The sequence below is a fragment of the Mesorhizobium cantuariense genome, from assembly GCF_042647205.1.
In the GTDB taxonomy this organism is placed as follows: Bacteria; Pseudomonadota; Alphaproteobacteria; order Rhizobiales; family Rhizobiaceae; genus Mesorhizobium; species Mesorhizobium cantuariense.
The window spans coordinates 227,300-251,148 of the sequence record NZ_JBHRVD010000001.1 but is presented as its reverse complement, the minus strand read 5'-3'; the positions used below and the strand labels follow the sequence as shown (position 1 = coordinate 251,148).

General features: G+C 59.6%; 20 protein-coding genes and 4 pseudogenes. 7 read left to right on the top strand and 17 right to left on the bottom strand.

Features of this window, described 5'->3' with window-relative positions; translation table 11 throughout:
• Positions 1-288: 288 nt before the first annotated feature.
• The 10 genes and pseudogenes from ubiM to queC form a co-directional block, all read right to left on the bottom strand.
• The gene (ubiM, locus tag ACFOJ9_RS01195; protein ID WP_378987484.1) at positions 289-1,470 is read right to left on the bottom strand and encodes a 5-demethoxyubiquinol-8 5-hydroxylase UbiM; all 1,182 of its coding nucleotides are present in this window, start codon (positions 1,468-1,470) and stop codon (positions 289-291) included.
• A 106-nt stretch (positions 1,471-1,576) separates the two neighbouring features.
• On the bottom strand, positions 1,577-2,287 hold the full coding sequence (locus ACFOJ9_RS01190; protein ID WP_378976532.1) for a DsbA family protein: 711 nt from the start codon (positions 2,285-2,287) through the stop codon (positions 1,577-1,579).
• A gap of 268 nt (positions 2,288-2,555) precedes the next feature.
• Positions 2,556-2,783, bottom strand: a pseudogene (locus ACFOJ9_RS01185) (cation:dicarboxylate symporter family transporter); the annotation flags it as partial.
• Positions 2,784-3,595: 812 nt separating this feature from the next.
• Positions 3,596-4,729 (bottom strand): M24 family metallopeptidase, encoded by a 1,134-nt coding sequence (locus ACFOJ9_RS01180; RefSeq protein ID WP_378976530.1) that lies wholly within the window; start codon positions 4,727-4,729, stop codon positions 3,596-3,598.
• Entirely contained in the window at positions 4,681-5,091 is a 411-nt protein-coding gene (locus ACFOJ9_RS01175; protein WP_378976528.1) for a hypothetical protein, read from the bottom strand. The genes ACFOJ9_RS01180 and ACFOJ9_RS01175 overlap by 49 nt, the downstream gene beginning before the upstream one ends.
• Positions 5,092-5,358: 267 nt before the next feature.
• Positions 5,359-6,852: an efflux transporter outer membrane subunit gene (locus ACFOJ9_RS01170; protein ID WP_378976526.1), complete on the bottom strand. Its 1,494-nt coding sequence runs from the start codon at positions 6,850-6,852 to the stop codon at positions 5,359-5,361.
• Positions 6,853-7,364: 512 nt separating this feature from the next.
• Complete coding sequence (locus tag ACFOJ9_RS01165) at positions 7,365-7,493, bottom strand: hypothetical protein (protein ID WP_378976524.1); 129 nt, start codon at positions 7,491-7,493, stop codon at positions 7,365-7,367.
• Between the two features lie 475 nt (positions 7,494-7,968).
• Positions 7,969-8,706, bottom strand: a complete 738-nt coding sequence (gene queE / locus ACFOJ9_RS01160) for a 7-carboxy-7-deazaguanine synthase QueE (RefSeq protein WP_378924048.1) — start codon at positions 8,704-8,706, stop codon at positions 7,969-7,971.
• Positions 8,694-9,050, bottom strand: coding sequence for a 6-carboxytetrahydropterin synthase QueD (gene queD, locus ACFOJ9_RS01155; RefSeq protein WP_095090498.1), 357 nt, complete (start codon positions 9,048-9,050; stop codon positions 8,694-8,696). Before queD ends, queE begins: the two co-directional genes overlap by 13 nt.
• On the bottom strand, positions 9,050-9,748 hold the full coding sequence (gene queC, locus ACFOJ9_RS01150; RefSeq protein WP_095090499.1) for a 7-cyano-7-deazaguanine synthase QueC: 699 nt from the start codon (positions 9,746-9,748) through the stop codon (positions 9,050-9,052). The genes queD and queC overlap by 1 nt, the downstream gene beginning before the upstream one ends.
• An 851-nt stretch (positions 9,749-10,599) precedes the next feature.
• On the opposite strand from queC, the gene ACFOJ9_RS01145 reads away from it, so the two are divergent.
• Positions 10,600-10,851, top strand: coding sequence for a DUF6074 family protein (locus ACFOJ9_RS01145; protein WP_378976522.1), 252 nt, complete (start codon positions 10,600-10,602; stop codon positions 10,849-10,851).
• 227 nt (positions 10,852-11,078) lie between these two features.
• On the opposite strand, the gene ACFOJ9_RS01140 is transcribed toward ACFOJ9_RS01145, so the two are convergent.
• Positions 11,079-11,411, bottom strand: coding sequence for a hypothetical protein (locus ACFOJ9_RS01140; RefSeq protein ID WP_378976520.1), 333 nt, complete (start codon positions 11,409-11,411; stop codon positions 11,079-11,081).
• A 404-nt stretch (positions 11,412-11,815) separates the two neighbouring features.
• Here ACFOJ9_RS01140 and ACFOJ9_RS01135 point away from each other — a divergent pair, with 404 nt between their 5' ends.
• Entirely contained in the window at positions 11,816-12,385 is a 570-nt protein-coding gene (locus tag ACFOJ9_RS01135; RefSeq protein WP_378976518.1) for a hypothetical protein, read from the top strand.
• Complete coding sequence (locus tag ACFOJ9_RS01130; RefSeq protein WP_378976516.1) at positions 12,366-14,747, top strand: hypothetical protein; 2,382 nt, start codon at positions 12,366-12,368, stop codon at positions 14,745-14,747. Before ACFOJ9_RS01135 ends, ACFOJ9_RS01130 begins: the two co-directional genes overlap by 20 nt.
• A gap of 1 nt (position 14,748) precedes the next feature.
• Here the strand turns inward: ACFOJ9_RS01130 and ACFOJ9_RS01125 are convergent.
• Together ACFOJ9_RS01125 and ACFOJ9_RS01120 are read right to left on the bottom strand one after the other, a co-directional pair.
• A pseudogene (locus ACFOJ9_RS01125) lies at positions 14,749-15,239 on the bottom strand (transposase); the annotation flags it as partial.
• Positions 15,240-15,932: 693 nt separating this feature from the next.
• Positions 15,933-16,946: a hypothetical protein gene (locus tag ACFOJ9_RS01120; RefSeq protein ID WP_378976514.1), complete on the bottom strand. Its 1,014-nt coding sequence runs from the start codon at positions 16,944-16,946 to the stop codon at positions 15,933-15,935.
• Between the two features lie 549 nt (positions 16,947-17,495).
• On the opposite strand from ACFOJ9_RS01120, the gene ACFOJ9_RS01115 reads away from it, so the two are divergent.
• Both ACFOJ9_RS01115 and ACFOJ9_RS01110 read left to right on the top strand, forming a co-directional pair.
• Positions 17,496-18,929 (top strand): IS701 family transposase, encoded by a 1,434-nt coding sequence (locus ACFOJ9_RS01115; protein ID WP_378976512.1) that lies wholly within the window; start codon positions 17,496-17,498, stop codon positions 18,927-18,929.
• A 199-nt stretch (positions 18,930-19,128) separates the two neighbouring features.
• A complete protein-coding gene (locus ACFOJ9_RS01110) occupies positions 19,129-19,428 on the top strand; it encodes a S46 family peptidase (protein ID WP_378976510.1) in 300 nt (99 codons plus the stop codon).
• A gap of 128 nt (positions 19,429-19,556) precedes the next feature.
• On the opposite strand, the pseudogene ACFOJ9_RS01105 reads toward ACFOJ9_RS01110, so the two are convergent.
• Positions 19,557-19,990, bottom strand: a pseudogene (locus ACFOJ9_RS01105) (acyl-homoserine-lactone synthase).
• 93 nt (positions 19,991-20,083) lie between these two features.
• Positions 20,084-20,509, bottom strand: a complete 426-nt coding sequence (locus tag ACFOJ9_RS01100) for a helix-turn-helix domain-containing protein (RefSeq protein ID WP_378976508.1) — start codon at positions 20,507-20,509, stop codon at positions 20,084-20,086.
• Between the two features lie 168 nt (positions 20,510-20,677).
• On the opposite strand from ACFOJ9_RS01100, the gene ACFOJ9_RS01095 reads away from it, so the two are divergent.
• On the top strand, positions 20,678-20,809 hold the full coding sequence (locus ACFOJ9_RS01095; RefSeq protein ID WP_378976506.1) for a hypothetical protein: 132 nt from the start codon (positions 20,678-20,680) through the stop codon (positions 20,807-20,809).
• A gap of 160 nt (positions 20,810-20,969) precedes the next feature.
• Here the strand turns inward: ACFOJ9_RS01095 and panC are convergent, their stop codons facing one another.
• Together panC and panB are read right to left on the bottom strand one after the other, a co-directional pair.
• Positions 20,970-21,821, bottom strand: coding sequence for a pantoate--beta-alanine ligase (gene panC / locus ACFOJ9_RS01090; protein ID WP_378976504.1), 852 nt, complete (start codon positions 21,819-21,821; stop codon positions 20,970-20,972).
• Positions 21,818-22,662, bottom strand: a pseudogene (gene panB, locus ACFOJ9_RS01085) (3-methyl-2-oxobutanoate hydroxymethyltransferase). Before panB ends, panC begins: the two are co-directional and overlap by 4 nt.
• Positions 22,663-22,843: 181 nt before the next feature.
• On the opposite strand from panB, the gene ACFOJ9_RS01080 reads away from it, so the two are divergent.
• Positions 22,844-23,806 carry an NUDIX hydrolase gene (locus ACFOJ9_RS01080; RefSeq protein ID WP_378976502.1) on the top strand — a complete coding sequence of 321 codons (963 nt, stop codon included), beginning with the start codon at positions 22,844-22,846 and terminating at the stop codon, positions 23,804-23,806.
• Positions 23,807-23,849: the final 43 nt, after the last annotated feature.

Below are 23,849 nucleotides of genomic sequence, written 5' to 3'. Positions count from 1 at the left end.
GTGAAAGCGCAACCGCAACGATTGCGGCGGGCACGCTATAGACGAGAACGAGCCGGGCCAACTCCATAAGTGACGACGCTACTTGTCTGTGGTCAGGATTGTCAGAGATTTCCGCCGTTTATCCGGCAGAACGGGACTGTCGAGCCTTCATCCCTTCTTGGTCGTGGTTTGGCCAGCGAAACGACCCTCGTAACCGCGAACGGGGGTACCAAGGGTCTGCCCGAAAATGAGCGCTCACTGGCAGCCATCACCGGCAGTTGCGAACGCTTTACGAATTTCGGTGTGATCTTACCGCGTGAGCATGGCGGAAATGCCATGGCGGACGAAGGGGAGATATTGGGCAAAGCGAAGCCCGACATGTCTTGCAACCCGTGCCGCTGGGTGCTCGCCTGAGTATAGTCCGATAAGGATATTCGTGGCATGATAGAGCGGTGCCGCCGATAGGCGCAGGCAGCTTTCGTATTTGTGAAGCAAATCGGGATCACCAATGTCGCGACGGTCGCGACATGCCGTCAGGATTCCATTTGAGAGTTGCTTCTGCCCGCTGATGCCGATGTTGAAGCCATGCGCGGTCACCGGGTGCATGCCGATTGCGGCATCGCCAACAAGTGCGGCGCTTGGAGCGCAGAACTTGTGCGCCCACGTCGTGACCAGCGCATAGCTGTGGCGGGTGCTTGCCAGGCTCATTTTTCCGAGGCGCCCTCGACACCGGTCCGTCAATTCCTTCAGGAACAAATCGTCGTCGAAAGCAATCAGTTTGTCGGCCTGGTTTGAGGGCAAGGTGAGAAGCAGCGACGACACGCCTTGGGTGAGCGGCAACATCGCTATCGTCTGATGGTGATCGAACCATTCGACTGCGATCTGGTGATGGAGGCGCTCGTGCCTCACCCGGCAAATCAGCATCGATTTGCCGAGCTGGTTGATATCGGCGCCGATGCCGAGCAGGTCGCGCGTGGCGGACAAACGCGAATCCGCGGCAACGAGAAGCCGAGCGGCCAATTGCCTGCCGTCAGAGAGCGTTATGACCGCACCTTCGTGGCTGTTTGTTGCATGGACGACCGCGTGGCCGCACAGCAGCTGGGCATGATCCTGCAAGCGAATGATCTTGAACAGGGCGTCGCGGATCCGACAATTTGGCACCAGAATCCCGAGCGGCTCGCGAGATCGGCTGGGCGAATCGAAGCGCAGCGTGAAGGGGCTCGAACCATTGAGCACGCGCGCGCCTTGAAGGGGTGATTTGTCCGAAGCGGGGATGGCATCCCAGGCGCCGAGCTCGCGAAGGATTGCAATCGAAGCGTTGGTCAGCGCGATCTCGCGACCGTCGAAAGCCGGATTGGCCAGCCTTTCCAGGGGCTGCTGTTCGACGACGGCCACCTTGAGTTGGCTCCGGGCAAGCGATGCGGCGAAGGAAAGTCCGACCGGCCCGGCTCCGATGACAACGATGTCAAATGTCTCGTGGGAGCCAGCCATCAGCATGCCGCGATCGCGTCGGCCGTCCCGGCGAGATGCTGCCTGGGGAGAGCCGCAAGCGCGGCTCGATTGAGCTGCTTTTCCAATGCCCGCCCCAGCCATTTGGTCAAAATGCCAAGTCTGCGGATGTGGTAGGCTGAGCCTTGGCCGTCGCGCGCGCATCTGCAATGGCGCGTTGCAGTCTGACAAGGTCGACCACCCCGGGGATCACTTCGTCGCCGACCACCAACGCCGGCGTGCCGGTGATATGCAGACCGCTGGCGAGCGCGCGATTGCGCGCGATGGCGTCTGCGATCGCCGGATCCTCCATGTCCCGCTTGAGCTGCTCAACGTCTAGGCCCACACGGCCTGCGATGGTCAAGGTGGTTCTTTTGTTGACCACGCCGGGAAAATTCATAAGGGCGAGGTGGAACGCCTCATACTTTCGCTGTTGGCGGGAGGCGAGCGCCGCCCCCGCGGCGAATTCGGAATTCGATCCCAGGACCGGGAACTCCTTGAACACAAGCTTCACATTGGCATCGTCCCTGATGGCTTGCTGGATATTGAGGCCTGCCGCCCGGCAAGGCAGACAGTTGTAGTCGAAGAAAGAGACCAGAGCGACATCGGCTTCGGGATTGCCGGCGATTGGCGAAGCGAGGTCGTTGAGGAGTGCGTCGCGCCGCTTGAGAATGAGGATGCGCAGCTCCGCTGCGAGCTGGCGATGGTCTCCCAGCAGGCTCAGGTCATCTGGATATTGCTTTAGCGCCGCCAGCGCCGAAAGAAGCAGCGCGACCAGAATAGCGATCGCGGCGACGAGGGTGGTACTTTGCTTAAACATGAGGCGGGCTCCAATCAGCGGTGAACGGTCGGGCAGCAACGGCTGGCCTTTTGGCGCAAAGCGGTCATCGCTTTGGATCGGCGGCCGAGGGGGTCGCGCAGCACGGGGAGCTACTGGAACCCGTAGCCATCGAGCCGGTGCCATCTGGCGGTGCGTCCATGACGGCTTCGTGCCAACGAGCCGACCCCAATATCTGGGAAGCGTTCGCGCGAGCTGGCCAGACGCAAGTGCCGTTCGCCACGCCGGCCGACCTTCTGGAGATCGTTCCCTTCTGGAGATCGTTCATAGCGGCGATGCCGGTCGAATTGTCAGAAAGATGACAGGCGCGATGACCATCTTGACGAACTTGATGAAGGCATCGTCCAGCCGCTTCATGCTCTCGCAGACCTGGCGGATAGAAGCAAACATGGGTGATGCCATGGGCGATGGCGGCAAGCACCTGCGCGTAAAGCCGGGCGTAGCAAAGCTTGCGGGGCGCGGGACGTGGGCTGCGAATTGGCCGGTTTCAAGATAGTTGTCTCCCTGCGCGGATCGAGGTGGGTTCCTCCCTTTGGGGGGCTTCTCCCATCACGGCGTTCCGGTCGAACGCCGCACCAACGACGTTGCAAGTTTCGTGCCGACTAGCGGCCGCGCGAAACGCGCGGGATCTCTCATAGCGATCCTGGGCACATTTGTGCACTCGCCGCTGGCGCCTGCCCAGCACCGAAAGGCCGACTGCGGGATTGAGCTTCGCGGAGCGGCTGGAAGGCCGTCGACGCGACGTCTTTGCCTTAAGGGCTGCGATCGGCGTGGTCGATATCGTGGTACGGCTATGCCCCGGGGCCCGTAGCCCGGCGGTCTGATCATACCGGGTGATCGAATATCGAACGCCGCGGTTGGCACCGATTGTCTCTGCAGCCACCCTATGGTCGGGTGCTGAGCAGGCGGCGGGGTCGACCACCGCGTTACGACATAGCGCAAGTGCGCACCTGGCGCGCAATCGTTGCACTGGCCACACCGCCCGGACGGCTACGTCGGATGCGCAGTCGGTGCCGGTGCGGACTTCGGAATGAACAGCGAGGCGATCCTGCGATCGACCGGGTGCGGCCTTGACCTCAGACGCATCGCCCGATGGCTGCAAGTCTCAAACCTCGCCGCCATTCAATCCCTTGACGGTTTGGGCAAGGCGAGCATCAGCAATACCGTGGATGGGGTTGGCGGCTTGCCCGTTGACAAGTTGAACATAACCACGCTGCGCCCAGTGTCGTGCTTGCAGCGAACCCATCAGGGGGCGTTTGTCGCCCTCCGGCTGACTGACAACGGGTCCGCTCAAACAAGAGTCATCGAATCCAGGTCAGATGGGAAATCGGTCAGCTTCCGATAGCCGTCCGCAGTGATCAGAACGGTATCGGAATGGCGGTAGCCACCTTGGCCGTGCCAGTAGATGCCCGGTTCGACACTGATCAACATGTTCTCCTGCAGGATGTCGTCGCTCCCCTCGGCAAGCCACGGTCCTTCGTGTCCGGCCATGCCGATACCGTGACCGGTCCGGTGCAGTAGATTTCCGCCGAATCCTTCAGAACGCAGGAACGACTTGACCTTATGATCGACTTCGTGGGCGCTGACACCGGGCCGAAGCATGTCATAGGCGATGTTGCGGGCGGCGAGCATCGTCGCGAAGACCGCGGCTTGATCGCCCGAGGTGCGGTGCAGGAAGAAGGTGCGCTCGGTCTCCGCCGAATAGCCGTTCACCCGAAGAAACGACAAGCCGACATTGGGACCTTCGCCGAATATGTCCGTCGGTTCGGGAAAGCGATGCGGCTGGGCGCTGAAGGGTGCAGCCCAGACACCGAGCCAGATCGAGCTGGTGTGCTGGTCGAATTTTCCTTCGCCCTCGACGATGGCATTGCGAAGCTCCGGGATGCGGTCATACCCGCCTTGGATGGAGGTACCGATACGCGCTGCATCCATCACCATCCGCAGGCCGAGGTCACAAAAGCGCGCGGCCCGTTCGATCCGACTGATCTCGTAGGGCGACTTGACCAGTCGCAAGCGCTCCACCAGTGGCTCCACCATCGGGAAAAAGTGCTCAAGTGCTCGCATGAGTTCGGCAGGCATGGACGGCTCCACTGCGATCACATCATGCTCCCCGATCACCTGGGCAAGCGCGTCGAGAAATGTTTCGCCTTTGGGCGCCGGGTACTCGGTGTATTCCAAGATGCGATGCAGCAGCGGGATCGCCGCGACGTTCTCGGCCTCCAGCCGCGGTGTCACAAAGACGAGATCGCCCTCGGGGCGTACGACGAGGAAAAACGGGCGCTCGAATGGCTGATAGCGGAAGCCGGTCAGATAAAAGATGCTGTCTGTAGAGGTTATCAGCGCAGCATCCAGCTCCTTGTTCTCGATCAAGCGTCTTAATTTATTAAGCCGCAGTTCGTATTCGTCCAGTATTCCTGTCTCCATGACAAGCCGTCTCCTTGTTGTTCCAGGTTAATCGGCCCCCCGAACACGACATCGAAATTCATCCAACCCGCGGCAGCACATTTCGAAAAAGCCGAGGCACTAAGTCGTTGCACAGTCACGAACGGAGTGAAGTGAGCACAGTTGGCGCGGTTACGACCTGCGGCTGTCGCCGATGAACGCCAGTCCCTGTCGATCTTGAGGCGATCCATGTCAGAGACGCGGAGGCTGGCCAGCTGTTGACGTCCCGCCTTGCCGAACAAGTCAACCGGCGGCACGGTCTGCTCCGGGTAACGGTCGAACGCCGCTGCGATCCCGTCTTCATCATAGTTCACAACCGGACGTGAACAGCAGCTGGCGGACATGGAAACGTTCCCTTTTGCGGCATGATGTGGTGGAAGCGCGCCACCTGCTGAGCTGCACCGAAACCGCGTCGTCGCGGATAATTGCCGGGGCGGCGGTGACTGCGACCGCGTTGGAAGGTCGATCGCAGGATCCAGGACGGCCGGCGCGTCGATGCGCTTTTCGTAGAAGCGCCGGACCGAATCCGATGCAAGGTCGACGATGTGGGAAGATCTCATTGCCTTGAGACCCTGCGAAACGGAACATGTGAAGTTCGGCTTGCGCGTTTGTCATTGGGTTGCCTTCGACGCCGGCTGTGGCCTGGTTTTGGCGTCGACGCCCTCCGGCTTGGCGCTGTCGATGGCCCCGTCCCAGCCGCCGCCGAGCGCCTTGTTGAGCGCGATGTAGTCGGTGGCGATCGAGACGCGACTTTGCAGGAGGGTGTCCTCGGCCGTATCGAGCGAGCGCTGCGCGTCCAGCACTTCGAGCAGGCTCGCCGCACCGGACTGGTAGAGTATCCGCACCAGGCGTGCGGCGTCGCGGGCCGATTTCGCCGACGAGGAAAGCTTGCCGTTCCTGATGCGCTCCTGTGTCAGCGAGACGCTGGCGTTTTCCACATCTTGGAGCGCCGTCAGCACGGATGCCTTGTAGGCGATGAAATGTTGGTCGCGCTCGGCCTTGGCGACGTCGACGGCGGCCTGCAGCTTGCCGGCGTTGAACAGCGGCACGCTGAGCTTCGGCCCAAAAGAGAAGCCGATGGTGGAGTTCTTGCCGAGGTCGCCAAGCTCGAGGGCCGACGTGTCGATATTTCCAGTCAGGCTGACGCTTGGATAGCGGGCTGCCTCGGCCCGGCCGATCCTGGCGGTGTACTGAGCATATTGCCGCTCCGCCATGCGTACGTCGGGGCGGGCGAGCAGGATGTCGGCGGGAATGCCGGTCGGCACCGGCAGACGTGGTGCCGGGATCGGCGCGCCGCGCTTCAACCTGTCGTTCAGCGCGTCCGGCGACCGTCCGGTGAGCACGGCAAGACGGTGCACTGTCTCCGCATAGCTTGCCTCCAGCGTCGGCACCTCGGCCTCCGTGCTGCTTGCCTGTGCCTTGGCTTTTGCCACATCGGCCGCTGTCACCAGGCCGGCCTTGGCCCTTGTGCGGGTGATGGCGACGGTCTGCTTTTGGGATGCGACTGAGCGGCGTGCGAGTTGAATGCGCGCCTGATAGCCGCGCGCCTGAGCGTAGTTGGAGGCGACATCGCCGATCAGGGTCAGCAGCCTGGAGCGCAGTTCTTCCTCGGCGGCGTCCAGTCCATAGCGGGCCGCCTCGACGCTCCGGTGGTTGGCGCCGAACAGATCCAGCTCCCATGTGGCGTCGAAACCGGACCGGAACGCGCCAGAGGAATCGCCGCCAGATCCCGACGTGATCGCGGCAGTCGTGCCGCGGTTGGCCGATAGGGAGCCGTCGGCGGACGGGAACAAGGTCGCTGCGCTCTGGCGATAACTCGCGTGAGCCTCGCGTATCTTGGCTCTGGCGGAGGCGACCTCGAGATTGCCGGCAACCGCTTCCTCGACAAGCGCGTTCAGCTCGGGGTCGCGCAGCCGCTGCCACCATTTCGACAATTGAGCCGGTAAGGCGGTCTTTGTTGGGTTTTGGCCGCTCCAGTGTGCCGGCGTGGGCAAAATTGGCGTCCGATAATCCGGGCCGACGATACATCCCGCCAGCAGGACAACGGTGGAAATAGGCACGATGAGCCGCCCCGCGGCAATCGAGCCGCGTTCGAAACCTTGCATATAAAAAGCCCTTATTGCTGATTGACTGTCGCTGGTGTCTTGCCCGTGTTCCTGTCTGGCCGCCTTGCCATTGAAAAGTTGCGCCGCACCCGAACAGCGGCACACTGCGATCTCGCCCACCCTGACAGGTGATAATCACATGGTGGGTTTTGTCTTTCCTTATTGGGTTCTTCCAATCAAAATAATGCCGCTGGAAGACAGAAGATGTGACGGTCCTGTGACCATCATCAGCTCGGCAATTGGTCCTTCCTCCGGCGGGCGCGACCTGTCTCATGCCACCTCCTTCTTTGGTTTTCGTCGAGCAATTTCAAACTCGGCATCGTCGACAGGGCACTTCCTGGGGCCGTGCGATGAAAGCCCGCAAGAAGCGCGCCAGCTGCAGGAGGCGTCGACGGATCGCACGCGTTCAAATAATCGCACGCGTTCAAATAATTGTGTTGCGTCAACCTTTTGGTGGGGCGCAGGGCCGTCTCGAGTTCTGTCAATTGCGGATGGCGAGACAATTGCGGCGCTCACGCCATCGGGCGCCAACCAACATGCAGTCTTTCCAGGTTCGATAGCAGAATGTTTTCGACGGCGGCGCTGCGTTCATGCTTGCCGGCATGAGCATGGTGGCGTTTGGTGCCGTTGAACATTGCCATGGCCGCCCCATTTTTGCAGAACTTGACGCACACAACCCTCAACAGCCGCAATCCTTAAGGAGCCTCAACGCAAATGGGCACCGCTGCCGCGTCAGCCTCCATACGTCCGAGGCGTAGCCGCAAGCCTTGAGCGCCCCTGTGGTGGGCTTCCACTGCTAGACGCCTTCGCTCGGCCGCGGCTGAACAGGGTCCAAATGGACGTCCATTTTGCCGTCGGTCTCCATGCAGACACCTCCCTCCAAAGCGGAGGCTTCTTCGCATGATCAGCCCAGGCTGGGCAGGAGGGAATCGGGTGCGCGCTTGCCGACCAGCAGGGCCGACACTCGTCGATATCGCCAGCAGTCCGAATCGAGGAAAGGTCATCGTTGCGGCGTGGTCAGCCCTTGGCGCTGATACCCGAAACAACAGCACCGTCAAATGTGGGCCAACGCGAACCTAAGACCCGCAGGCGCAGTTCCAGTGAAAGGCGGGCAGGCTAGACGCCTCTCTTGTTACCCCAGAGCATAACGTGCAACTGCGGCAGCACGCGGGCTTCGAACCACCTGTCGCGGGTCACGCTTTCAACCAGCCACTCCATGCGTTTCGTTATTCCGTCAAGGTCGACAGCGGAGTCTGCATTTCCGGGGCGCGGCGGCGTGTGATTGCCGGGTTGCAGATAGATCGGCAATCGTGGAAATCTCGCGGCGGCGTCCTTCGCGTAGGCGTAGTCGCTTTCGTCGAACACAACGAGCTTGAGCACGACTTGCGGCTTCTCGTTTGCCGCCTGGACGCATGCCTCGATAGCGGCCCAATCGGTCGTCATTTCGCTTGACGGCGGCTTTGGGCTCAGAACCAGTACGTCAAGCTCGGCAAACCAGTCCCTGACCACCGAACCTTGGGTTTCCAGCGCAAAACGGTATCCTTCCCGGTGGCCCCGTTCGATAAGCGCACCGAGCGGCTGGATGGCCGGATTGCCGCCCGACAGCGACACCATAACCGGGCGGCCACCGGAAAGCCCAACCACGCTTTGCCAGACCGCGTCAACGGACATCATTTCCCATTCATGGCGGTATTGATTGTCCACCGCATGCAGGCTGTCGCACCAGGAACAGCGATAGTCACACCCGCCGGTTCTGACGAAGACCGTAGGCAAACCGATGAGCACGCCTTCGCCCTGGATCGTCGGCCCGAAAATCTCACTGACGCGGATTGCGGGATGCGTCATGGCCGCCATTCCGCCCATGTTTTCGGTGTTTCGCTCACCCGCACGGCCGAAGTCTCCGGCAGGCGTGCCTTGCACCATTCATAAAAATGTCTTGCCAGGTATTCCGCCGTGACTTGCTCATGTCCCAGCGCATCGTTGAGATGTCGGTGGTCGAAACTCTGGTCGATATAGCGTTTGAGCGATGCCAAATCGTGATAGTCGCGTACGAACCCGTGCTCGTTCAGTTCCTTCGCCGAAAGCTCTACTTCGACGATGTAATTATGTCCGTGCAGGCGCGCGCACTGGTGGTCGGGAGGCAAGGAGGTCAGCTGATGCGAGGCTGAGAAGTGGAATTCCTTGGTGATGCGGAACATTACACGTTCCTCCTATGCAGCGCCTCGAGCCAGAAGTCGGCATCCTCGTAGTTGGTAGGGTCAGGGTGCTGCGCGAGATGGAACGCTTCGCGTCGCTCGACGCAGGTCCCGCACCGCCCGCAGTGACGCTCACCGCCCTTGTAGCAAGACCAGGTCTCCGCAAATTGCGTGCCGTATCGTGCTCCATCCTCAACGATGTCCGCCTTGGTGAGATTCACGTAAGGCGCATGAAGGCGAATGTTCGCGTAGCCGTCGAGGGCGCGGTCTTGCATCATCTGGAAGGCATCAATGAAGGCCGGACGGCAATCTGGATAGATGAAATGATCCCCTCCATGCACGGCCGTCGCCACCGCTTCGGCCCCCTGCGCGGCCGCGAATCCAAAGGCGGTAGCTAACATGATGGCGTTCCGGTTCGGCACCACCGTGACCTTCATCCTGTCTTCGGCGTAGTGCCCGTCCGGCACGTCCACACTATCGGTTAGGGCGGAGCCGGAAAGGCCGCGGCCGATTTCGCGGATATCGATGATCCGATGCAGCACGTTTAGTCGCTCCGCGCAAAGGGCGGCGAAGCCCAATTCCTTCCTGTGCCGTTGGCCATAATCGAAAGATAGCAGGCTGGCGAGTTGGTGCTCCGCTGCCACCTTGTGAGCAAGCGAAACGGAATCCAATCCGCCGGAGCAGATGACGAGAGTCTTCATCGTTGGGTTCCTTGTTTTGACCGGGTAGGCTGCGACCGGAGTTTTATGTGGGTCCCCAGTACTCCAGGGATTCCATTTTGTGAATGAGGCGACGAGTTGCATGCGCCGACGTGTCGCTGTGCGCCATCGGGCGGAGCTGAACCTGCAAGAAGGCGCGGACCGTTTTTTGATCAAACGGCCGACCTCGCGCCATCTCTGCGGCTACTGGCAGGGCAAAGGCCGCCACTTTATCTGAGGAGTCGATTGAGACTTTTCAGCGCCTACAGCTTGCGTTCGAGAGCATCGACTCTATCGGTGAAAATTTGCCCTCAATGCGGCCAAGAGATCCATCTATTGAAGTCTGAAGGTCGGCAAACCGCCGCCGAAATTGATCGTGAGTTCGAGATCATCGCGCAGCTCAGATTGCCGACGTTTTCGGCAATGAGCGGCACCTTCATAGACTTCTCCAACAAAACAGGGACGCGTGATACAATTGGGAGATTTCCTCCCGACCGGCGCTCCCAACAAATTAAATTGAACGGCTCGATTTCGGCCGGATCGGCCTCGTCCACCGACTGGCCCAGCTTACCGCGGCAGCCAGGATGGAATATGGCGGTTCACCTGGGTTCTGATCAAGTCCAAGAGCCTGCTCGCCGATAGCGCTTCCTGTCCTATTCCCTGCTGCTCATCATCACTGATGGACTTCCTGGACGGAAGTCGAACTCGCGAAAGCCGCCGCATCCATCGCGGGGACACCCAACTAAGCCCTGGTCAATTTATTGCAGGGCCACCCCCATAAAAGAAAGCGCTGTTAACCAAATTTTTCAACGCGCCAATTCTTATTCGCCAAACTGAAAGGGGTGAGGTGATCGATGTGTGATTCAAACATAAGCGTGTTCCCGCTGCATCGTCGGCGGAAATTGGTCGAAGGGATCGCCAGGGTCTTGGAATCCAAAAACGGGAAGGATGCGAATGCGTTCTGGCGCAGCACCGTCACGACAATTCTCGTTCAACTGTCCGAATCGGGGATTGCACCCAGGCTCGCCGAACAAGAGGTTCGAACGCTTCTTCATGCCGTCATAGGCGATATAGCGACCCGGAATGCTGCGAAGTTTGCCCAATAGAACGGTCTTATGTAGCAAACGCACCAACTTCCCGCGCGACCTAAAGGGTGGGTTCCCATAAAATCCGGGATGCTAAGAGTAGCGCCGACTGTCCGCTCCGCCCGATACGAGCACTCCATCAACACCCTTGTCGCCAAGCGTGCCGAGATATCAGGCATGATCCGGTTCAAGGGTGCGGACCTGGCGCATGATCTCCAGCACATAGACGCGGTGCTGCTGATCCTTGGCTACAAGGGCGACCCGTCCCAAATCGCAAGCTCCTGCAGCAATTCGAGATTGGGCTCGAGCAGCGTGCCGACATCGACGACGTCAGGGGGCAGCGATGGCTCGACCACCCAGGTCTCCCAGACGTCACGGTCGGCAATGGCGATCGGGCTGACACCGAGCATGAGCAAGGTCTCGGCCAACCCGTCATCCAGGCAGACGATGCGCAGTGGTTTCGCCGCGGCCGATGGCGATGCCATTGCGGTGAAGGGCAGAGCGAAAAGTCCCAGCGCGCCACGCCGGGTGATCCGGCCGCGGAGACGGTCAACCCGGTGAGGCTCAAGCGCCGCCGTCACCGCACGACGCCTGTGCGGAAAGCCGTCTGGGCATGAATGTGGGGCACGGTCTTTCTCCACAACGTGCCGCTGCGACGGAAGCCGAACCGGTTCCGCAAGGGCGAGCTTTACCGGCTGATACTGAAGTACGAAGCGGACGGCAGCGCATCAAAGCGAAACCGCAACGCGTATCGTGCAGGCGAAGGGATGGGATGCCGCGCTTGTAAAGCCGCTCATGGACTGCATCAAGACAGCCAAGGGATGGCGGGCAAGGCGGCTTGGATGTGGCCGACTGTGAAATGACTGGCACAGTCGCCGTACAAATCCGCCAAAATTTCGGTTATAAATCAATAACTTAACAATCTTTAACCTAGCCTTAACAGTAAATGGCGCGTTAATACCTGAATTGCGGGGGCACAATATTTATGGGCGAACGTCATCGTGAAGAAGTTCTAAATACAGTCCTTGCGACCTGCCTTGGGAGGCGCGGCGTAGAAGCCGATCCTGAGACGATACTGAATAGCGGCCGGTCACGACCAGATGTTATCGCGTCCTATCGCGGGCTTCGCTGCGCAATCGAAGGCAAAGTGGCTGATACTCCGCAAGCTGGTCTTCTCGTGCTTTCGGATGCGCGCGGCAGGATTGAGCGGGGGATTGCCCATTTGGCAATCGCTGTCGTCTACCCGGCCAAGATACGAACTGTCGAGTTCGTCAAGCTAAGTGAGGCCCTGAGTTCAACGAGTCTAGAATTCGCCGTCCTAACGGAAGCCGGCGACGGTGCCTGGCATAGCGGCTCGATGAATGACATTTTGGCCGAACTTCGGAGAGCGCACGACATTCTGGTACGTGACGATGTTCTTCAGCAGGCAGTTGACACGCTTAATGTTGGCCTTTCGGAGGTTGCAAGCGCGCTAATGAACAACCGCGGAGCTTGCGATCGTCTCATTCAGGTTTTGGGAGTGGGGGGGAAGACAAGTGCCGACGCTTCCGTTTGAACAACGCCGTCGCGAGACCACGGCGAAACTCGCCGCCTTAATGCTGGCGAACGCGTTCATTTTCCAAGAGCAATTGTCTGGCCTTGAAGAAAAGGTAAAGCCGATACGATCGTTACTCGTAGAGCGGGACTTTGTTGGGAAGACTGCTGCCCACTGGAACATGATAATAAATGAGATCAATTACGTGCCAATTTTCAAGGTGGCACGTGACATTATTCTGTCGCTGCCGTCGCATTCTGATACCGACTCTGCAGTTCGGCATCTTGCCGAGCGAGCGCTAGAGATAGTATCGAAGAAGGCTGCCCTACGGCACGACCTAATGGGTAGGATTTATCATCTCCTCTTGCTTGAAGCGAAATATCTAGGTACCTATTACACGTCTGTTCCAGCAGCAACTTTATTACTAAAGCTGACTTTAGATATTGACAGATGGCCCCAAGTTGATTGGGCTAATCCGGTTTCGTTAAACGAATTCAAGATAGCGGATTTGGCCTGCGGTACGGGTACGCTGCTTATGGCCGCGAGCCAAGCTTTGACAGATAATTTCATAAAATTTAGAGCAAGTCGAAGCGAGACAATCGATAGTGACTCACTAACAGAATTGCATAAGCTAATAATCGAGGAAATGCTTTACGGCTATGATGTCCTTCCATCGGCCGTTCATCTTACGGCGTCAACTTTAGCGCTTCTGGCGCCGGAAACGTGCTTTCATAAAATGCACCTCTACTCTCTGCCGATGGGCCGAATGAAATCGGGGCAGGTTTACCTAGGTAGTATCGATTACGTTTCCGCCAGTACCATCGAGACCCAGTTGGATCTCATGAGCCCAGGAATCGGCAGTGCGATAACCGCTGCCGATGAACACGTACCCTCCGTTGCGCCACTTCCGTCATTGGATTTGTGCGTCATGAATCCGCCGTTCGTAAGAAGTGTCGGCGGGAATCTTCTTTTCGGATCGGTACCTGATCAACGCGGGCATATGCAGGCAGAGCTGGCCCAGCGCCTTAAAGCGACGAACTTGGCAGCGTCTTCTACAGCCGGGCTCGGAAGTGTGTTTGCTGCCGTCGGCGACCGCCATATTAAGGATGGCGGGCGCCTTGCTTTAGTTCTTCCGGCAGCCCTTACGACCGGCATAGCGTGGGGAAGGACGCGGGAGCTAATCAATCGCGGGTACATTTTGGAAACGGTCATAGCAAGCCATGACCCGGAGCGATGGAATTTCTCGGAGAATACCGAACTTAGCGAAGTGATGGTCATCGCGAGAAAACGCGATCGGCGAATTGAGACCCTGGACTCTGTTGCTGATGAGCCAACGCAATTCATCAACCTTTGGCGAAACCCGGTCACCAGCGCACACGCCCTTGCTGTCGGGGAGAAAATCTCCCGCGGCGCCCCCGCACCTATCGGAACGGCGGATTCACCGCGACACGGTGTTTCCGAGATTGTCGTGGGATCACAAAAATACGGTGAGGCTATCGAAATCCCGTGGGGCGAGGTGCGATCATCGCCTTGGATAGGTTCCGCTTTTGCGCAGACAAACTTGGTTCGCACGGCTTGGCTGTTGCGGCAAGGACAGCTTTATATGCAAGGCCGCAAGGCGACAATCTCGCTTCGGATCGGCACGATTGAAGAAATAGGAATTCTTGGCCCCGACCGGCGAGATATTGCCGATGGTTTTACGCTGTCGAGCTCTCGCACGCCGTATCCTGTATTTTGGGGGCATTCGGCCGACGAGGTTCGCAGGATCGGAGCGGCGCCGAACAGATGGCTGTCGCCGAGACCAGTCGCAGCCAAGGGGCGTTCATTGCGAGATGTTGCGGTGCTATGGCAGCGCGCGGGGACGGTTATGATAGCTGAGCGGTCTTGGCTTAACACCCAAAGAACTTTAGCTATTCGCCTTACAAAGCCTGCTTTGTCGAATGTCTGGTGGCCATTGCGGTTGAGGGTGGAAAACGAGGCTGCCGAAAAGGCGCTCGTTTTGTGGCTTAACTCTACACTTGGTCTACTGACATCGCTGGCACACCGGGTGCCTACGCGGGGCGCATGGATTCAATTTAAGAAACCGACCATCCAGAATATGCCGGTCCTTGATGTGCTTGCGTTGTCGGCCAATCAATTGCGCACAATTGCCAGCGCTTATGACAAGATCGCCGGCAGGGAGTTGAGCACAATTGTAAATATGGCAATCGACCCTACGAGGATCGCCATTGATGACCTTTTTTGCCAAGTGCTTGATATACCGTCTGTTGAAGGACTGAGAGCGGAGTTGGCCGAGGAACCGATTATCAAGTTGCGCTATTGCCAAGAGCAGCGAGAAGTCACCCCCGAGCCCGACGATCAAATGCAATTCGAGTTGATCTGAACTAGTCTCTTATCGTACGGCCCGCTGCCAATACACGGCTTACGGGGTGGTTGAGTGCGCCACCAAGGATGGCGAAGGCATTGCCGCCGTTTGAGCGGCGGCGGTGATCCTCAAGCGGCGTGGTTCGCGTACTGGTTTGTGCGAGACATGGTGGTGCTGGCCGACGACCATGCGGCGCAGGCGGCTGAAGTAGCTTTCCACCATGTTCATATGCTTGCCGTGGCCGTCGCTGTAGCTTTCCGAATGGTTGATACGGGTCGAGGCGTAATCGGCTTCAAGCGCATCCCAATGGCTCGCCTCGTCAGCGAACAGCTTTGAGCTGGCCAGCATACGAGCGCGGGCGATTTCGACGCATTCGGCTTCGCGATGGCGGATGAATGTCAGGGTGCGGCCAGCGCGCTCGCGCAGGGCGATGACAACGCGGCGGCGGTCTGACTGGTTCTCCTGGTCCTTGCGGTCCTCTACGCGGTTCTCAGGGCGTACCACACCGCCTAAGCTTGGTGCTTTGCTACATAAGACCGCAATAGAACGCCAACAGAGTCATTGTTCGCCACCCCCCTTTGGATAGACGTGGTAAGAGCATGGAAGAGGCCGTCCCCTGTAGGAACGATCCATGCTTCAAATTCGTTGGAGATCGGAATTTGAACGCATCGACAGTCGGGGCGAATAACAGAACTCTATGCGGCCATTGTGGATTTCGCCGGATACATCCGTCCGACGGCTGCGGCCTGGATGAATAGCCAGGGCTAGGTGAAGGGTGTTCTGGAGCACAATCCCCTAACCGGCTTGAGGTACAAGAAAATCGGCAAACCTCTTCATCCCGTGTCCATTGAGTTCGTCCAGGCGAGCAGCGAGGGTCTAACGCGATTTCCTCGCAGTAGGGCCCTCGGATGCGCGGCGCGGTGCTGCGCCGCTGTCAATTCCCATGATGCGAAGTTTTCCGCTGAGATGAAAGATTGCTTCCGTAACGGACCAGGCTGAGCTCGAAGTAAAGCACTCGAGCCATGTCGATCTGACAGCTGCGGGAGGCCTATCGGGCCGTGTTGCCGAAAGCGCGGCACGGCAACCGACTCGCACACGCGATCGAGGCGTTTGCCTGTCGCCAGGCGGCGCCTCTTGCGACAGCTCGAAACCGACCTGCACAAAACGCTTTGGGCCGATCATCCGGAGATGGCGCCATCGCCCTTATCTCAGTTGGGAAAGGTTGTTTCGGGAATTTTCGAAATCAGGAATGACCGGCTCGCCATGGAAGCGTCGCCGCGAGGGCGGGGACACGCCGAAACCGACTTCCATCATCAAGCGTGGCCTACGCGCCGGCACGGTGCCCATATGGAAGCCGAACGGATCCTCGACGAAACCGAGACCGGCTTCACCGGTCAGTGTAATGGGGCTCTGCTGGCCGTAGACGTCCAGAACCTCTTTGGCCGGATGGCCGACGAGAAGCGTGAGCTGGTGCTTGAAGGCCCGGCGGTTATGGCTGCCGCGGACATAGACGTGCGGGCCGGTGCCTTCGTCGACTGGCACCAGATAGAAGAAGAACTTCAGCATCCGCCAGTCATCGAGATCGAAGTGGTATTTGCCGAGCGAAGCGAGGTTCTTGTCGGCGTCGGTGGCCTGTTCGGTGGGGAAGCTCCACCAGACGCGCGTGGTAATCAGTTTCGCCTGACCTCCGAGATAGTGCGCAGCGACATCCATGAGCAGTGGATCGCTCTGTATGGCGAGTGCGGCCTTACAACCGAGAATGCGCTCGAAATAGTGGCCGCTGAGCAAGGGACGGCCGAACCGGGCCTCAGCTTCCGCATGCGCCATCGGCATGAATTCGAGACGGCGATCGAAATTGCCAAAGCAAGGCGTGCACCGGGCGAAGGCGGCGATCTCCTGGTGGATAAATGGCGGCAGGACAAGCCCGGAAAAGAGCCCCTGCGACCGCAGCGCGTTGACGACGTCCTGTCGATTGACACCCATGAACATCGTGTCCAGGGCTTTCTGTGACTCTTGAACGGGCTTTGCACCACGCCAGTGCATTCTGCGCGCCCACATGGTGCGGGCGAGTAGGAATCTCGGCAGCCATGCAGGATTCTCGCGAATATCCGACAAATAAGTCGGAATGCGCACGGCAATGCGATGCAGCATGCTGCCGTTTCGCGCGACGGCCTCAAGGCTTGGAGGGCTGGATTTGTCAGGGCTCGCAAAGGTCATCAGGGTCCTCATGCACTTTCAACGAAGCGAGGTTCTCACCGCTTCGTCATTATTACCCAAACCCCGATGCCCGCACCGAAAGGACGCTAACCACGCGTCAAGCTCGTGTGCAATGCACAAAAACCTCGCACCGTATTAGCTGCATTCAGATCGTTGAGGCGTTTCGAATAAGCCAACTATGCAAAATGGCAGGCAAACGGCCGCGGAGGGAAACCCGAGCGGCACGCAAACCACGTGCCATGCAATATTCTATCTAACCGCGTCCCCTTCGCGCCGCCTGACCCAGAGAATTTGCCGGTCTCTAACCGAAACGACAGCCCATCTGACAATAAATGTCCACGCGACAACCATTGGTAGCGGCGCTTCATGCCTAGTGAGGACGACAGTGTCGGGTTTACGACGCAGGTCGGAGACCAGACATCGATGGGGTGGCTCACCACGTTGTAACTGAAAGCTCTAGTCTTACTGAGTCAGAAAGTCGCGGATGCGGGGGATTCGCGCTGGTCGCGGATTTGTTAGCGTGCTGATTCGTGATCAGGGAAGCGCGCCATGCCCGACTGGACAGCCGAGAGTGAAGCCGAATTTGACGCCTATGTCGATGCTTTGATCGGGGTGATCGGCCACGCCGACCGGGCTGAGCCGCTGAAGGATTATTGCCTCGGACTTCTGATGCCGATGGAACGCAAGAGCGTGGAGCCGTTGGCGGCCGTCACGGCGCCGTCGCGGGTGGCGGCCAAGCATCAGTCTCTGCTGCATTTCGTGGGACAGGCGCCGTGGTCGGACGCGGCCTTGCTGGCACGGGTTCGCGACTGGGTTCTTCCACAGATCGAGCAGCGCGGACCGATCCGGGCGTGGATCGTCGACGACACGGGCTTTCCCAAGAAGGGCAAGCACTCGGTGGGCGTAGCGCGCCAGTATTGCGGCCAGTTGGGCAAGCAGGACAATTGTCAGATTGCGGTTAGCCTATCGATCGCCAATGATGCAGCCTCGCTTCCGATCGCCTACCAATTATATCTCCCGCACATCTGGGCGGAGAATCCGGAACAACGCAAGAAGGCCAAGATTCCGGCAGAGATCACGTTCCAGACCAAGCCGCAGATCGCGCTCGAGCAGATCAAGACGGCCAAGGCCGATGGCGTCGCGCCCGGCGTGGTTCTGGCCGACGCCGGATATGGCGCCGACGGCGGTTTCCGCGCCGGCCTGTCCGAGCTCGATCTGACCTATGTGGTGGGCGTTCAGCCCACGCTCAGCGTCTGGCGTCCAGGCGAGAGCCCCCTGCCGCCCAAGCCTTGGAGCGGAAGAGGCCGGCCGCCGTCCCGGGTCGGCCGAACCGACAATCACAAGCCGGTCTCGGCCAAGGCCCTGGCCGAGGAGTTCGACGCCGAGGCTTGGCGCACGATCGCCTGGCGTGAAGGAACCAACACCGAGCTCAAGTCCCGCTTCGCCGCCGTGCGCTTGCGGCCGGCATCCAGGGACTACAATCGGCCCGAGGCTCACGCCGAAGAGTGGCTCCTGATCGAGTGGCCTGAAGGCGAGGTCGAGCCGAGCAAATATTGGCTCTCCACCTTGCCGGCCGGCGCTACAATCACCCAGCTGGTCGACGCCGCCAAGCTGCGTTGGCGGATCGAGCGAGACTATCAGGAGCTCAAGCAGGAGCTGGGACTGGGCCACTACGAAGGCCGAGGTTGGCGGGGCTTCCACCACCACGCCAGTCTCTGTATCGCCGCCTATGGCTTCCTGATCTCTCTGAGGGAGACGATTCCCCCCTCAGCTCCGGCTCGCGCCCAGAGCCGCCAAACATCTGGTCTTCCCGACGGTTATCGACCCCGCGGATCCTCCGATCCGACCAGAGCGGCACGTCCCGACCTCGATCCCCACCATCCGGCGACGCCTGACCGTGGCCCTGGCCAACCGCCTGCAACGATGTCCATGCTGCACAAGGGCCATGGAAAGTCCGCGTCAGGCCAATTTATGACGCAGTAAGATTAGTCCTTTGGCACGATTAGTGAGGCGGACGATCCGCAAACGTTGCACGGAACCGATACAATGGAGAGGTGAGCGCCATCCAGATGCTTGCGTCAACGGTCCACGGAGTGGCAGCCGCGCAGGCGCTGGCGGACGCCGGCCATCCCGATACTCATCGATCCAGTCAGCGGAGAACAGGAATGGGAGCGAGATCAGCATGAACTCGAATTTGAAATATTTGGCCCAAGCAGCTGCCATCGCCTTTTTCTGGACGGTCAACGCCACGTCGGCCGACGAAGGTATGTGGATGCCGAGCCAGACTGCGGAAGTGGGTGCGGCCATGCGTGCGGATGGGCTCCAGATCGATCCCGCCCAGCTGCGCCGTCTGGACGCTGAACCGCTCAACGCGATCGTATCACTGGGCGGATGCTCCGCCTCCTTCGTTAGTCCTGAAGGGCTGGTCGCGACCAATCATCACTGCATGTTCCAATTGGGCCGAAGGAATTCCCAGGCCTAGCCTATGCGCGGCAATCGACTGGTGTAGCGGCAAACTTCGTCATGACGCGGACGGCCCGCCTGCGCGACCCGTCCGTTGCATGGTAGGGCGGACGAGCATTCTTCACAGTGGGGGTGTCCGCAACGATGCTATGCCGACTGGCGAAGCACCGGTTGCCAGAGTACCGGTCCGCTCAGACGTCCTCTCCAGCGGATGCGCAAAAGGTTGGCAGGGGAAATCTCGAGAACGCCGGCCACCGCCTGCGTCTTGCCGAGAGGCTTCGGCTGTCCGATACGCGACAATGGCCACGTTGCGAGTCGAAGGATCCGTTCCATACGCGTATCGGCGCAACATGGTGGGTCCGGGCTTGGCAAAAGCCGAACGCAACCGCGAATTCGCCAATCGGAGCCCTTGGTAGCAAATAGACAGGCATCAGCTCGTCAAATGCATCGGTCTCCAATTCGTCTTCGGTGTGGACTTCCCAATCGAGCCTTGCCTTGAAAACCCGACACCTGAGCTCGTGCATCTCTTTGAATTCGGGCGCGAACTCGCCATGAAGGTCCGGCGTTATCAGCGGCATCATGGTCGCGTCCGCGTAGGATGTATTCCCGCCATGGAACGGCAAAGCTGCCAGTGATGCAGCCTGTAGACGTTTGCAGCTATCTTGGCGGAAGAATCAGGATTTCGCCTGCCTGGAAGCTGCCAGCCGTACGACGGCCTGGCTGATCGTTCGCACGCCAAGCTTTGCTTTGGCGTTTTCCAGATGAAAGGTGACGGTGCGCCTCGATACGCCGAGAAGCTGGCTGATATCCCAAGCCGACTTGCCGCGCGATGCCCATTTCAGGCATTCCAACTCCCGCGGCGTAAGCGTTACACCATCCCACCACCCGATCGTCGGCGAGCCGGCGCCGGACATGGATATGAAAGTTGGTGCCTTTTCATAACGTGTCAGTGAGCGCAAAAGAGGTGGATGGGATTCGTCGGAAGCAAAGGTCAGCGCAGAAAACCGGCCGCGATGATCATGCATCGACATCTTAATCCGCCGCGGATGCCAAACTGAGCTGCTTTCTCCAGAATTTGTTGCTGCGACGTAGGCAGACACTGCCGACCGCGATCCACGCCCCAATCAAAGGTATCCCAGCCTCGCAGCCCGCGCAGGATCACCGGATCAAGGCTGTGGTACCGGCCTTGCAGATAAGCTCAAGTCCAGGTTGAAGGATAGTTGGAGATTAATCGTGGCGCTTCGCCGGATTCCGACGGACAAGCAAAAATGAGCGAACAGCGGAAAGTCGAAGCCGGCCGCCGTGGATGCCATTGCCTCACGCAGATCGATGGCATCAACACTTTCGCAGAGTTGCTCGACGAAGTTTTCAAATACGCGATGCATCTGCGCTTTGCGTAACCTCCGCTAATCGCTGGAAGCCAGACAGAGACCTCGGTTGATGATCGGGCCCTGATGCACCCAGTCCGTTCGCGTCTCGATCTTCCCTCCCATTTCCTCCTACTTCTGCTTGAACAGCCCTTTTGCGGAGTTTGACTCAACGCCGCCAAGATTGCTGATCTTAAGCCGGTGATGTTCTGACGTTGTCGATGAGCCGTGTATCGCCGAGCCAAGCGGCGGCGAGCAAGCGTGCCGGTCGATCAAGTCTTGTCATCGGTTGCAGATCTGCCTCGTCGCGAAGCTCCAGGTATTCGATCTCGCGATAGCCCGCGGACAAAATAGCTGCGCGCGCTTGACCAAGCGTCGGCAGGAGGGGATGGCCCTTCGCTAGCCGCTGAGCCGTCTCCTGCAGGACCGACGCAAGTTTCGGGGCAACGGCGCGCGCGGCGGGCGACAGTCGAACGTTGCGTGATGATAGAGCGAGACCATCGGCTTCGCGAACGGTCGCGCATGGCAAAATGGCGATTGGAATATCCAGATCCTGGACCATACGCCTGACAAGCTGAAGCTGCTGGAAATCTTTTTCGCCGAAAATGGCGACATCAGCGCCGGTCTGCAGGAAGAGCTTGGCAACGACAGTCGCCACCCCAACGAAATGACCTGGCCGGAACGCGCCGCACAGGCCTTCGCCGATGCGGGAGACTGAAACGGTCGTGGTAAAGCCTGCCGGATACACCTCCGCTACGCCCGGCCCATAGAGCAGATGCGCGCCCAGAGACGCGAGCTTTGCAGAATCTTCCTTTTCCGTCCGGGGATAGGCGGCAAGGTCGGCAGCACTGTTGAACTGCTTCGGATTGACGAAGAGCGTCACGACAACCCGATCGGCCCTGTGAAGCGCCGCACGCACGAGGCTCAGATGCCCTTCGTGCAACGCCCCCATGGTCGGCACCACTGCGATGGTGGCGCCAGAACGGCGCCATCCCGTGGCGATGGAGCGAAGTTCGGCAATGGTATGGACAACCGGCACGTTCATGCCACATCTCCGTCCTTCGCCTGGTCGTAAACATGTTCGGCCGCCGGAAAGGGCCCTTCCCGAACATCAGCCGCGTATCTGGCAATGGCAGCTTCTGCCGCTGAAGCAAGTTCGCCGTAGCGCTTGACGAATTTCGGGCGAAAACCGGTGAACATGCCCAACATGTCGTCGACCACCAAGATCTGCCCGTCGCAGGCGGCCGAGGCGCCGATTCCGATCGTTGGAATTGCGATTTCCGCTGTGATCCGGCTGGCGAGCGCCTCGGGCACCTTTTCGAGCACGACTGCGAATGCTCCCGCCTCGGCCACTGCGTGGGCGTCGCGCCGAATGCGCTCGCTATTCTCGCCCCTGCCCTGGACAAGATATCCGCCGATCGCGTTGACCGCCTGCGGGGTCAGCCCGACATTGGGCCATCACCGGGATGCCGCGACAGGCGAGGAAGCGGGTTGTCTAGGCCATTGTCTCGCCACCCTCGAGCTTGACGGCTGAGCAACCGGTCTCGGCCATGACGCGCGCGGCATTGCGAAAGGCCTGGTCCCGACTTTCCTCATAGGAGCCAAATGGCATATCCACGACCATCAGCGCCCGCTCAAGGCCGCGGCGGACAGCTTGGCCATGCATGATCATCATGTCGAGCGTACCCCCAAGCGTGGTCGGCAAGCCGTGGAGAACCATACCGACGCTGTCGCCGACCAGCACGACATCGCAATGGGTATCCACTAGCCGGGCAACCGGGGTCGTGTAGGCGGTGTGTAGGCGGTAGGCAGACGAGCGGCGTGCCAGCCTTTCGCGAACGAATATCCGGCGAGGTGATCGCCTTGGTGTTAGCAACCGCAATCAACGAGGACTCCTTCCCTTGCGTTACCAACCGCGAATGTCGCGTTTGGCATATTTTTGTGCACGTGCGAAGAGCAAAATCGCGACAGTGCGCGATGTTGACGCGCGGACAGTTATCGTAGAAAACCAATTTAAATCGGTTCAGCCGCTTTCTTGGCAGGGCTCTGCCAACCAGTTCAGAGATCATGGAGCACCAGGCAAAGGTAACCAGGAAAGGCAGAGCTGCAGGCAGGGCCAATGCCGTCAAAGCGGACCTTATCGCCGTGGTCGTCGCCGTGAAAAGCAGCGACCCTTACGTTCTCACCATCGGGCAGGCAAACGCATTGCCGTCGGGTCCGTTCGAGCAGGATCACCGCTCCCTGCAGTCGGGTCTCAGAGGATGGGTGGAACAACAGACCGGCCAGCCGCTGGGCTATATCGAACAGCTTTACACCTTCGCCGATCGCGATCGGGTCGGCGCTGAGGAGCGTGTAATCTCGATCAGCTACCTCGCACTGACGCGAGACGAAGATCCGGCTGCCTCGGCCAAACGCTGCTGGGCAAGTTGGTACGACTATTTTCCATGGGAGGATCATCGCTCCGGCACGCCGGCGGTTGTGCTGGAAAAATTGCGACCGCGATTGAGGGAATGGGCGGACACCGCTGACGATACCGCCGTGCGGCTCGATCGTCGGCGTCGTGCGGCGGTCACCTTCGGCTTCGACGACCGAGCATGGAACGAAGAGCTCGTATTGCAGCGCTATGAGCTTCTCTACGAGGCAGCGCTGGTGGAGGAAGCGACCCGCAGCGGGGATTCAGCCGCGCCCACTCCCGTGCCGGGCACATCCATGGTCGCCGATCACCGCCGCATCCTGGCAACGGCTATTGCGCGGCTGCGCTCAAAGATCAAATACCGACCCGTCGTGTTCGAACTGATGCCGCCGCTCTTCACACTTCTGCAGTTGCAGCGAACCGTGGAGGCGCTCTCAGGCAGGCTCATTAACAAGCCGAACTTTCGCCGGCTTATAGAGCAGCAGGATCTGGTTGAGAAGACCGGCGAGGCGACCGCCGAAACCGGCGGCCGGCCGGCGCAACTCTACCGCTTCCGCCACGCCATTATCGACGAGAGGCCTGGGGCTGGGACAAAATTGCCGCTCGCGCGGGCTTGACATTGCTTATAGTCATAACGAATATAAAGGTCTTATAATCATG